8 protein-coding genes are annotated in these 10,538 nt (G+C 73.9%); 5 read left to right on the forward strand and 3 right to left on the reverse strand.

Going from position 1 to position 10,538, the window contains the following annotated elements:
- Both solA and ABD284_RS19275 read left to right on the forward strand, forming a co-directional pair.
- Positions 1-1,176 carry an N-methyl-L-tryptophan oxidase gene (solA, locus tag ABD284_RS19270; RefSeq protein ID WP_344145422.1) on the forward strand — a complete coding sequence of 392 codons (1,176 nt, stop codon included), beginning with the start codon at positions 1-3 and terminating at the stop codon, positions 1,174-1,176.
- Positions 1,173-2,327: an aromatic ring-hydroxylating oxygenase subunit alpha gene (locus ABD284_RS19275; RefSeq protein WP_344145424.1), complete on the forward strand. Its 1,155-nt coding sequence runs from the start codon at positions 1,173-1,175 to the stop codon at positions 2,325-2,327. Before solA ends, ABD284_RS19275 begins: the two co-directional genes overlap by 4 nt.
- Before the next feature lie 72 nt (positions 2,328-2,399).
- Here the strand turns inward: ABD284_RS19275 and ABD284_RS19280 are convergent, their stop codons facing one another.
- Positions 2,400-3,338, reverse strand: a complete 939-nt coding sequence (locus ABD284_RS19280) for a fumarylacetoacetate hydrolase family protein (RefSeq protein ID WP_344145426.1) — start codon at positions 3,336-3,338, stop codon at positions 2,400-2,402.
- Between the two features lie 271 nt (positions 3,339-3,609).
- Positions 3,610-4,410: an IclR family transcriptional regulator gene (locus tag ABD284_RS19285; protein ID WP_344145428.1), complete on the reverse strand. Its 801-nt coding sequence runs from the start codon at positions 4,408-4,410 to the stop codon at positions 3,610-3,612.
- Between the two features lie 203 nt (positions 4,411-4,613).
- Here ABD284_RS19285 and ABD284_RS19290 point away from each other — a divergent pair, with 203 nt between their 5' ends.
- Both ABD284_RS19290 and ABD284_RS19295 read left to right on the forward strand, forming a co-directional pair.
- Positions 4,614-6,350, forward strand: a complete 1,737-nt coding sequence (locus ABD284_RS19290; RefSeq protein WP_344145431.1) for an IlvD/Edd family dehydratase — start codon at positions 4,614-4,616, stop codon at positions 6,348-6,350.
- A gap of 241 nt (positions 6,351-6,591) precedes the next feature.
- The gene (locus tag ABD284_RS19295) at positions 6,592-7,362 is read left to right on the forward strand and encodes an IclR family transcriptional regulator (RefSeq protein WP_344145433.1); all 771 of its coding nucleotides are present in this window, start codon (positions 6,592-6,594) and stop codon (positions 7,360-7,362) included.
- Positions 7,363-7,507: 145 nt separating this feature from the next.
- On the opposite strand, the gene ABD284_RS19300 is transcribed toward ABD284_RS19295, so the two are convergent.
- A complete protein-coding gene (locus tag ABD284_RS19300) occupies positions 7,508-8,959 on the reverse strand; it encodes a GntP family permease (RefSeq protein ID WP_344145435.1) in 1,452 nt (483 codons plus the stop codon).
- Positions 8,960-9,378: 419 nt separating this feature from the next.
- On the opposite strand from ABD284_RS19300, the gene ABD284_RS19305 reads away from it, so the two are divergent.
- Positions 9,379-10,362 carry a hypothetical protein gene (locus ABD284_RS19305; RefSeq protein WP_344145437.1) on the forward strand — a complete coding sequence of 328 codons (984 nt, stop codon included), beginning with the start codon at positions 9,379-9,381 and terminating at the stop codon, positions 10,360-10,362.
- Positions 10,363-10,538: the final 176 nt, after the last annotated feature.

A 10,538-nucleotide genomic window follows, 5' to 3' on the forward strand; every position in this document is an offset into this window, starting at 1 on the left:
ATGGACCGCTCCTACGACGTCGCCGTCATCGGACTCGGCGCGATGGGCAGCGCCGCCGCCTACCACCTGGCCGCACGCGGGCAGCGCGTGCTCGGCCTGGAGCGCTTCGGCCCCGCCCACGACCGGGGCTCCAGCCACGGCGGGTCGCGCATCATCCGCCAGGCCTACTTCGAGCACCCCGACTACGTCCCGCTGCTGCTGCGCGCCTACGAGCTGTGGGAGGCGCTGGAGCGCGACTCCGGGACCGACCTGCTGACCGTGACCGGCGCGCTGATGGTGGGCCGGCCCGGAACCCGCACCGTGGCCGGCAGCCGCGACTCGGCCCGGCGGTGGGGACTGGCGCACGAGATGCTGGACGCCGGCGACATCCGCCGCCGCTTCCCCACGATGGCGCCGCAGGCCGACGAGGTCGCCCTCTACGAAGAGCGCGGCGGGTTCGTGCGGCCCGAGGCCGCGGTGTCCGCGCACCTCGGCCTGGCCGAACGGTCAGGGGCCGACCTGCGCTTCCACGAACCCGTGCACACCTGGACCGCTCTACCCGGGGGCGAAGGCGTGCGGATCGCCACCGCCGAGGACTCCTACACCGCCGCACGGCTGGTGGTGTGCCCGGGCGCGTGGGCGCCGCGACTGCTGGCGGACCTCGGCGTGGACTTCACCGTCGAACGGCAGGTGCAGTACTGGTTCGCGCCGCGCGGCGGCACCGCGCCGTTCACACCCGACCGCCATCCCGTCTACGTGTGGGAGGCGCCCGCGGGCGTGCAGGTCTACGGGTTCCCCGCCTATGAGGGACCGGGCGAGGGCGTCAAGACCGCGTTCTTCCGGCGCGGCACCGCCTGCACTCCGGAGTCCCTGGACCGCAGGATCCATCCCGCCGAGATCGCGGCGATCGCCGACCACCTGAGCACCCGCATCCCCGACCTGCCCGGCGGCTTCCTGCGCGGCGCCGCCTGCATGTACACCACCACCGCCGACGAGCACTTCGTGATCGGCGCCCACCCCGAGCACCCCCAGGTCACCGTCGCCTGCGGGTTCTCCGGGCACGGGTTCAAGTTCACCCCGGTGGTCGGCGAGATCGCCGCCGACCTGGCGACCGAGGGGACCACCGCCCACCCCGTCGACCTGTTCGAGCCGCGGCCGCGCCGCGCCGCGGCGGCCCCGCAGGAGGTGGCCCGTTGACAGCGACCGACCCCGACGCCCCCGGTACGGCGGCCCCGCCCGAGGAGCTGCTGCCCACGCTTGCGGGGCACTACTACACCGATCCCGCGGTGTTCGCCCGCGAGCAGGAGCTGATCCTGGAGTCCCACTGGTTCTGCGCGGTGCGCAGCGCCGACCTGGCCCGGCCGGGCGCCTTCCGCACCGCGACCGTGGGGCGGGAGAGCGTGCTGGTCTGCCGCACCCGCTCCGGCGCCGTACGCGCGTTCTTGAACGTGTGCCGGCACCGCGGAGCGCAGCTGTGCACCGCCGAGTCCGGCGAGGTCCGCCGCTCGCTGCAGTGCCCGTACCACGCCTGGACCTACGACCTGGACGGGCGCCTGGTGGCCGCGCCCAACATGGCCGACATGCCCGGCGTCGACAAGCGCGAGCGCGGTCTCATCGGCGTGCACGTGCGCGAGTGGCTGGGGTACGTGTGGGTGTGCCTGGCCGACGAGCCGCCGTCCTTCGACGAGACGGTGCGCGGCGCGGTGGCGCGGCGCCTCGGCGACGAGGACGTGGTGGAGCGCTACGGCGTCGAGGGGCTGGCACTGGGCCGGCGCATCTCCTACGATGTCGCGGCCAACTGGAAGCTGGTCGTCGAGAACTTCATGGAGTGCTACCACTGCGGCACCATCCATCCCGAGCTGACCGAGGTGCTGCCGGAGTTCGCCGAGGGCTACGCCGCGCAGTACCACGTGGGCCACGGGGCGGAGTTCGGCTCCGACGTCGACGGGTTCACCGTCGACGGCACGGCCGGGTTCGGCCGGCTCGGCGGCGTCGGCGAGGAGCAGGACCGCCGCTACTACGCCGTCACCGTGCGGCCGCAGGTGTTCCTCAACCTGGTACCCGACCACGTGATCGTGCACCGCATGTTCCCGCTGGCCCCCGACCGCACGCTGATCGAGTGCGACTGGCTCTACAGCCCCGAGGTGGTGGAGTCCGGAACCGACCTGTCCCACTCGGTGGAGCTGTTCGACCGCGTCAACCGCCAGGACTTCGAGGCCTGCGAGCGCTGCCAGCCGGCCATGTCCTCGCGCGCCTACCGCACGGGCGGGGTGCTGGTGCCGGTCGAGCACCACATCGCCGAGTTCCACGCCTGGGTCGCCGACCTGCTCGGCGACCCCCCGGAGTAGGGCGGGTGCGGCAGGGGCGGGGCGCGTGAGGGCACGCGCCCCGCTGCACCGCGCCGCACCGGCCTCCGTACGTCACTCGGGCAGCGGGGCGCGGGGACCGCGCAGCGCCGGCTCGCTCCGCGCGGCGACCAGCCAGTCCAGCGCGCGCTGGCCGCGCACCACGGTGTTGCGCAGGGAGCCCACGCCGGTGATCTCGATGTCGACCACGTCGTCCTCCTGCAGCGTGAAATCCATGTCCGGCACGATTCCGGTTCCGGTGGCCAGGACGGCGCCGTCGGGGAAGGGATAGCAGTCGAACAGGCTGGAGACCAGGTCCTCGGGCCTGCGGCGCAGGCCGGCCAGCGCGACCTCGCCGGTGAACGCCTCCTCGCCGCCGCGCAGCACGCTCATCCGCACGGCACCGGCGCGCGGGTCGTCGAGCTCCCAGACCGGTCTGACGAAGGCGCCGAGAGCGCACCCTCCGGCGTAGACCTTGGCCTGGGGCAGGTAGAGGGCGTTCTCCCCCTCGATGGAGCGGGAGCTGACGTCGTCGCAGACGCCGTATCCGACGATCTCCGCGTGGGCGTTGACGAAGAGCGCCAGCTCGGGCTCCGGCACGTCCAGGGCGGAGTCGGCGCGCACGCCGATGGGCTCGCCGTCGGTCACCACCCGCCAGGCGACCGACTTGAAGAACAGCTCGGGGCGGTCGGCGTCGTAGACGCGGTCGTAGAGGTCGGCGCTGTCGCTCTCCTCGCCGCGCGCCTCGCGGGAGCGCTCGTAGGTCACGCCGCCGGCCCACACCTCGGTGCCTCCGTCGACGGGGGGCAGGACCGCGACGTCCGCCAGCCGGGCGGCGAGCCGCTCGCCGGACGCGGCGGCGGCCAGTTCGCGGATCTCGGCCAGCGGCCTGCGCAGCAGATCGGCCATGTCGCGCACGTCGGGGAGCGGACGAACGACCGCCTCGCCATCGTCGTCGCCGAGTCCTACGCGCACGCGCCCGTCGGCATCGGCGTAGCGGAGAATCCCGCGCACTGTTCCACCCTTCCGTCGCTCGGCTCCACACATCCGTTCAACATGCAGAACAGTGAACGGCATGTTGAACGTAACACCGAACGGCCACTGGCGTACATCACCCGCGGGCGGGAATTTGACCTGCGCCACAACGGCCGCTTAACGTCCCTTTCATCATGCTGACTTCCGTTCCACATGTTGAACACCTGGGACCGACGCGCAGTGCGCCGCGTCCGGGACCCCGGCCGTGAGGGAGCGCGTACGCCGGACGGGCACCGCGGCGGCCGCCGCGCTAGCGGGGCTCGGGGGCGCCCATGCGCGCGCCGAGGTCGCCGGCCAGGCCGCGCAGCCGCTCCGCCCGCTCCCGCTGCCGTCCCGCCGAAGCGGCGGTGGCCAGCCCGGTGAAGCTCACGGCCGCCGCCTGTCCCCGCGTGGCGGTGCCGGGGACCGTCGCCGCCAGGCACAGCAGGCCCTCCAGGGTCTCGCCGGAGTCGAGGGCGTACCCGCGCTCGCGCACCGCGTCGAGGTCGCGCCGCAGCTCGTCGGGGTCGGTGATGGATTCGGCGGTGGGGTGCGGCAGCGGTCCCGCCGCATCGAGCCGCGCGGCCAGCTCCGCGGGGGGCAGCTCGGCGAGCATGGCCTTGCCCGTGGCGGTGGTCGTCGCCGGCAGCGGACGGCCGATCTGCGAGGCCAGCACCACCGGGTGGCGCCCGTCGCGCCGCGCCAGGTAGACGACCTCCAGCCCGGTCTCGCCGAGGACCGCCAGCTGGACGGTCTCCTCCTGGCAGTCGTCGCGTTCGCGGCAGACGTCCTGGAACTCGCGGACGATGTCGACGCCGGCCAGGTAGGCCTCGGCGTAGCCCACGAGGCGCCGCCCCAGCCCGAAGCCCTCGGGGGTGCGGCGCACCAGCCCGGCCTCCGCAAGCGCGCCGCAGACGTTGGAGACCGACGACTTCGCCGCGCCGAGCCCGCGCGCGAGCTCGGCCAGCGAGACCGCCCGGCCGCGCCGCTCGGCGAGCATGTCGAGGATGGCCGCCGCACGCGTGACCGCCGGCGCCAGCGAGCGCTCACCCTGCGCCGCTCCGTCGTCCATGCCCGCGGCCACCTCCCGCGCCTGTCGGATCACCGATGCGGGGAGCCGCCTTCCGGCACCCCGCCGCGGGTTCAACATACTGAACACGGGCCGCCGCCGCACACGCCGCCCGAGCACAGCACACCCGCGCCCGGGCGCCGAGGTCCGCCGGTCCCCGGGCCGGCCCCCATCTCCAGCCACGACACCGCAGAGGAGTGCCCGCAATGACCAGCACCGACGAGAACGAATCCGACCGCCGCAGCACGCACTGGTTCGGCGCGAGCGGCCGGTCGGGGATGCTCTACCGGTCCTGGATGCGCAACCAGGGCTTCAGCGACGAGGTCTTCGACGGCCGCCCGGTCATCGGGATCGCCGTCTCCGGATCGGAGCTGGCCCCCTGCAACGCCCATCTCTCCCGTGTCGCCGAATCGGTCAAGCGCGGGGTCTGGCAGGCCGGGGGCTTTCCTCTGGAGTTCCCCGTCATGGCCCTGGGCGAGACGGTGCTGCGGCCCACCGCGATGCTGTACCGCAACCTGCTGGCCATGGAGGCCGAGGAGCTGATGCGCGCCAACCCGCTGGACGGGGTCGTGCTGCTCTCCGGCTGCGACAAGACGACGCCGGGCCTGCTGATGGCCGCCGCCAGCACCGACCTGCCCGCGCTGATGATCACCGGCGGGCCGATGCTCAACGGCAAGTTCCGGGGCGAGGACATCGGCTCGGGCACCCATGTGTGGAAGTTCGAGGAGGAGGTGCGCGCCGGGCGGATGACCGAGGCCGACTGCTCCTTCGCCGAGTCGTGCATGTCCCGCTCCAACGGCCACTGCATGACCATGGGCACCGCCTCGACGATGGCGTGCATGGCCGAGGCCCTGGGCATGCAGCCGGCCTACGCCGCGACGTGGCCGGCGGTGGACGCCCGGCGCTACGCCGCCGCGCAGCGCTCGGGCCGGCGCATCGTCGAGATGGTCGAGCAGGACGTGCGGCCCTCCTCCATCATGACCCGCGAGGCCTTCGAGAACGCGATCCGGATCAACGCCGCCATCGGCGGCTCCACCAACGCCGTCATCCACCTGCTGGCGATCGCCGGGCGGCTGGGCGTGGACCTGAGCCTGGACGACTTCGACGTGCTGGCGCGCGAGGTGCCGACGCTGCTGGACCTGATGCCCAGCGGCCGGTTCCTGATGGAGGACTTCTGCTATGCGGGCGGACTGCCCGCGGTCGTCGCCGAACTGGGCGGGCTGCTGCACGCCGACGCGCCCACGGTGACCGGCGAGCCCCTCGGGGCGGCCGCGCGCACCGCCGAGTGCCACAACCGCGAGGTCATCCGGCCGATCGACGACCCGCTGCAGCCCGCCGGCACCGGCACCGCCGTGCTGCGCGGCAACCTGGCGCCCTCCGGGGCGGTGGTCAAGCAGTCGGCGGCGAGCCCGCACCTGCTCGTCCACCGCGGTCGGGCGCTGGTCTTCGACTCCCCCGAGGAGTACTACGCGGTCGCCGATGACCCCGAGCTCGACGTCGACGCCGACACCGTGCTGGTGCTGCGCAACTGCGGCCCGGCCGGCTACCCCGGAATGCCCGAGGTCAGCAACGTCGCGCTGCCCTCCAAGCTGCTCGCCCAAGGCGTGAGCGACATGGTGCGCATCTGCGACGGGCGCATGTCCGGGACCGCCTACGGCACGGTGGTGCTGCACACCGCGCCCGAGGCCGCCGTGGGCGGCCCGCTGGCGCTGGTGCGCGACGGCGACGAGATCAGCCTGGACGTCCCGGCGCGCACGCTGACCCTGCACGTCGACGACGCCGAGCTGGAGCGCCGCCGCGCCGAGTGGGCTGCGCCCCGCCCGCATTCGGACCGCGGCTGGGTGCGCCTGTACTGCGAACGCGTGCTCCAGGCCGACCGGGGCGCCGACCTGGACTTCCTGGTCGGCTCCAGCGGCCACGAGGTCCCGCGCGAGTCCCACTGACCCCGCTCCCCCCGAACGCGCGCCGTGTGCGCCTCCGGGGGCTGTGCGGGTCCGAGCGCACCGGAGGCGGGAACCGAGCGACTGGCCGGCCGACCTGCTTCCGGTGCCTTCGCCTGCCGTAGCTGTGCCAAATATCGAATATCGTTCTATACTTCGGCCTGCAAGGACCCCGTTCGCGCCCGGGCGGGTCCGCAGCCTAGCCTGGGCGCGTTCCGCCGCCCTCAGGGAGGACCGCACGCCGATGGCCCGCCGCACCCCCGCTCTCCTGCGTGCCCTGGACATTTTGGAGCTGTTCACCGACGGGCGGGAGTCGGTCAGCGCGCCCGAGGTGGTCGAGGAGCTCGACCTGCCGCGCACCACGGTGCACGAGCTCCTGCACACCCTGGTCGACCGGCAGTACCTCGATCCCCACCCCGAGATCCCCGGCCGCTACCGGCTCGGCCTGCAGTTGTTCCGGCTGGGCAGCGCCTACGCCGAAGGGCTCGACACCGCGCGCACCGGCCGGCAGACCGCCCGCGAGCTGGTGGAGGCGTGCAACGAGACCTCGCACGTGGCCGTCCTCGACGACGTGCACATCGTCTACGTCGCCAAGGTCGACAGCTCGCACGCGGTGCGGATGGTCTCCACCCTGGGCGGGCGCATCCCGGCACACTGCACCGCGCTGGGCAAGGTATTGCTGGCTGCGCTGCCCGAGCACGAGCTGCGCACGCGGCTCGCGCGGACTCCGCCCGAGCCGATGACGCCGCGCAGCATCACCGGGGTGCCCGCGCTGCTCGACGAGCTGCGGCGCGTCCGCGAGGCGGGCACCGCGGTGGAGATCTGCGAGTCCAACCCCGACGTGTGCTGTGTGGCGGCTCCCGTGCGCGACCGCACCGACCAGGTCGTGGCGGCCGTGAGCGTCTCGGTGCCGCTGCACCGCTGGTCCGAGGAGCGCCGCGCGGAGCTGGAGGACCTCGTGGCCGACGGGGCGCGCCGCTTCACCACCGCGTTGGGCGGGCGCGTCCGGGCCTGATGGGTGCGAGGCCCAGCGGGGGCGGAGCTGGGCGGGCCGCGTGCGGGTGCGCATCGGTGCGTGCGGCGGATGCGCGCGGCGGCGCGGCCGGACACGGCAGTCGGCGGGCGCGGCCCGAAAGCCGCACCCGCCGGAGCGCGCGTCCTCAGAACACCAGCACGGACAGCCCGTAAAGCGCGCACACCAGTGCGAACGCCATCAGGCCCACGGCGGTGGCCTGGACCGTCCAGGTGCGCAGCGTCGTCTTCGTGTCCATCTCCAGGAAGCCGCGCACGAGCCAGAAGCCCGAGTCGTTGACGTGGGACAGCACGATCCCGCCGGCGCACATGGCGAGGACGATCAGCGCCAGCTCGAACTGCGAGTGCCCGCCCGCGGCCTGCACGGCCGGCGCCAGCAGCCCGGCCGCGGTCGTGGTGGCCACGGTCGCCGAGCCCTGGGCCACCCGCATCACCACGGCGATCAGGAACGCGGCCACGATGAGCGGCAGACCCATCGCGTCCAGCCCGTCGGCCAGCGCGTCGCCGATGCGGCTCTCGGCCATGACCGCACCGAACATGCCGCCGGCGCCGGTGAGCAGGATGATCGTGCATACGGGCGCCAGCGCGCGGTCGATGAGGCGCTCCAGCGACGCGCCGTCGCCGCGGCGGCGCCACCCGAGCAGGTACAGGGCGGCTAGCACGGTGATCAGCAGCGCCGCCGGAGTCTGGCCGAGCGCTTGCAGCGACTGCACCCACAGCGCCTTCTTGTCGACGGCGCCGGCGGCGCCGAGTGTCTCCAGTCCGGTGTTGACGAAGATCAGCACCACCGGTAGCAGCAGCAGGAACAGCAGCACCGGCATGCGCGGCGGGGCGACCGGCTCCTGCTGCCCGGGGCCCGAGCCGCCGCCGTCCGCGGGGCCGCTGCGCTCCGCGGAGCCGTCCGACCCGGCGCCGGGACCGCCCAGGATCGCCGGGATGGGCACATCGTTGCGGGCGCCCAGCCAACGGCCGAGCAGGTAGCCGCTGACGTACCAGGTGGGCAGGGCCACCAGCAGGCCGGTGAGCACCACGACGCCCATGTCCGCGCCGACCAGCTGGGTGGCCGCGACCGGTCCCGGGTGGGGCGGCAGCAGCGCGTGCATGGCCAGGAAGGCGCCGGTGGCCGGCAGGGCGTAGAGCAGCACCGACCCGCCCATGCGCCGGGCGACCGAGAAGATGATGGGCAGCATCACCACGAACGCGGCGTCCAGGAAGATCGGGAAGCCGAACAGCAGTGAGGCGACGCTCAGCGCGAGCGGCGCGCGGCGCTCGCCGAACAGGCGGGTGAGCCCGTCGCAGAGCACCTGGGCGCCGCCGGAGACCTCGATGAGCCGGCCGAGGATCGCGCCGAACCCGATCAGCAGGACGACCTCGCCGAGTGTCGAGCCCAGCCCGTCGAGGAGCAGGGGTACGAGCTTGCCCGGAGGTGTTCCGGTGGCCAGCGCGGTCGCGGCGCTGACCAGGATCAGCGCAAGGACGGCGTGCAGGCGCACCTTGATGATGAGAAAGAGCAGGGTGGCGATGGATAGCACGGCGACGGCGAGGAGCCATGCCGTGGGGAGGTTCGCTGTATCTGCCATGAATGGGGACCTGTCCGAGGGCTGGTTGCGGTGGCGCGCGTCGGTGCGCGCCGTCGGGGGCGGGGGGCGCGGCCGCCGGCGGCGCGGGGGCCGGGGCGGCTGGGGGCGCCGCTGATCGTGAGGGGCGTGCGGTGGCGGTGCACCGCCGCACCTCGGTGTTCTATATTTCGGACGACGTCTGCTATTTCGTCACCTTAGATTCGCGGTGTGCGGCAGGTCAACCCGGCCAGTGGCGCGCATCACCGGTCGGGTGCGCCGGACACCCTCCCGTTGACCGGCTCCCGCGTCACCCATAAGGTGCAGTGACGATATAGAGAACATCGTTCGGTATACAGAACAGATTGCATCCCGGACGCTCCGCCGCCCCTGCGCCGGCGGACTCCGCCCTCCGACCCGTCGCCCCCGCCGTGAGGACCGCCATGACCGACTCCGCGCCGCACCCGCCCCCCGGCCGCGCCGCGCTCGACGCGCTCGGCCTGCCCGCAACCGACGCAGAACCGCCCGCCTCCCCGCTGGCGTTCCCCGACGGGGGCGCCTGGCGGTTGGAGATCCCCAGCGTCGAGGGCCCGGGAGCGCTGCAGGCGGTGCTGTCGGCCGCCGCGGAGTGGGAGGTGCCGATCCACCGCGTCTCGCAGGGGTCGGGCGTGACCATGCTGACCGACGGCGAGATCACCGAGATGGTGCGGACGTGCGCGGAGGTCGGCGTCGAGCTGTGCCTGTTCGCCCGCCCTGGCGCCAACTGGGACATCGGCGCCGCGCGGGACAGCTCCGCCGGCTCGGCCTCCTCCCGCAGCAGAGGCGCCGCGCAGCTCGAAGCGGGGGTCGCCGAGGCCGAGCGGGCGGCGTCGCTGGGCGTGCGCAGCCTGCTGGTGGCCGACGAGGGCCTGCTGTGGGTGCTGCACAGCAGGCGGGCCGACGGCGACCTGCCCGCCGACCTGCAGCTGAAGGTCTCGGTGATGGCGGGCCCGGTCAACCCGGCGGCGCTGGCCGTGCAGGAGCGCCTGGGCGCCGACACCGTCAATGTCCCCTCGGACCTGAGCCTGCACCAGCTGGCCGAGTTGCGGGCGGCCGGACCGGTGACCCTGGACTTCTACGTCGAGGCGCCCGACAACATCGGCGGGTTCGTGCGCCACCACGAGATCGCCGGGATCATCCGCGCGGCGGCGCCGGTGTACGTGAAGTTCGGCTTGCGCAACGCGCCCGACGTCTATCCCGCGGGCGAGCAGCTCAGCGCGGTGGTGGCGGCCTCGTCCCGCGAACGGGTCCGCCGCGCGCGCCTGGGCCTGGACGCGCTCGCGCGCACTCCGGACCCGCCGCGGATGTCCGCACCGGGCCGGCGCGAGCAGCCCGGGTGCGCCCGCTTCGCGCCCACCGGATTCGCGGGGGGGAGCGCACCGGCGTGACGCGGTTCCGCTCCGTGTCGCGTTCGACGGTACATCCGCGGCGGGCGGCGCCCGACGGGTGCCCCCGCCCGGCGGGCCCAGCGGGGTGCGGCATACTCGTGCAGCGTCGCCACCGGCGAGCCTGCGCCCACCTGCCCGACCGGCCTGACCTGCCCGACCGGCCCCGACCGGCGGCT

It is taken from the genome of Streptomonospora arabica (assembly GCF_039531585.1).
In the GTDB taxonomy this organism is placed as follows: Bacteria; Actinomycetota; Actinomycetes; order Streptosporangiales; family Streptosporangiaceae; genus Streptomonospora; species Streptomonospora halophila.

Bases quoted from the DNA above. Each gene is read 5' to 3' on its own strand.
- ABD284_RS19285 (WP_344145428.1), bottom strand. From the start codon at position 4,410: ATGGACGACGGAGCGGCGCAGGGTGAGCGCTCGCTGGCGCCGGCGGTC.
- ABD284_RS19305 (WP_344145437.1), top strand. From the start codon at position 9,379: ATGACCGACTCCGCGCCGCACCCGCCCCCCGGCCGCGCCGCGCTCGAC.
- ABD284_RS19300 (WP_344145435.1), bottom strand. From the start codon at position 8,959: ATGGCAGATACAGCGAACCTCCCCACGGCATGGCTCCTCGCCGTCGCC.
- solA (WP_344145422.1), top strand. From the start codon at position 1: ATGGACCGCTCCTACGACGTCGCCGTCATCGGACTCGGCGCGATGGGC.
- ABD284_RS19290 (WP_344145431.1), top strand. From the start codon at position 4,614: ATGACCAGCACCGACGAGAACGAATCCGACCGCCGCAGCACGCACTGG.
- ABD284_RS19295 (WP_344145433.1), top strand. From the start codon at position 6,592: ATGGCCCGCCGCACCCCCGCTCTCCTGCGTGCCCTGGACATTTTGGAG.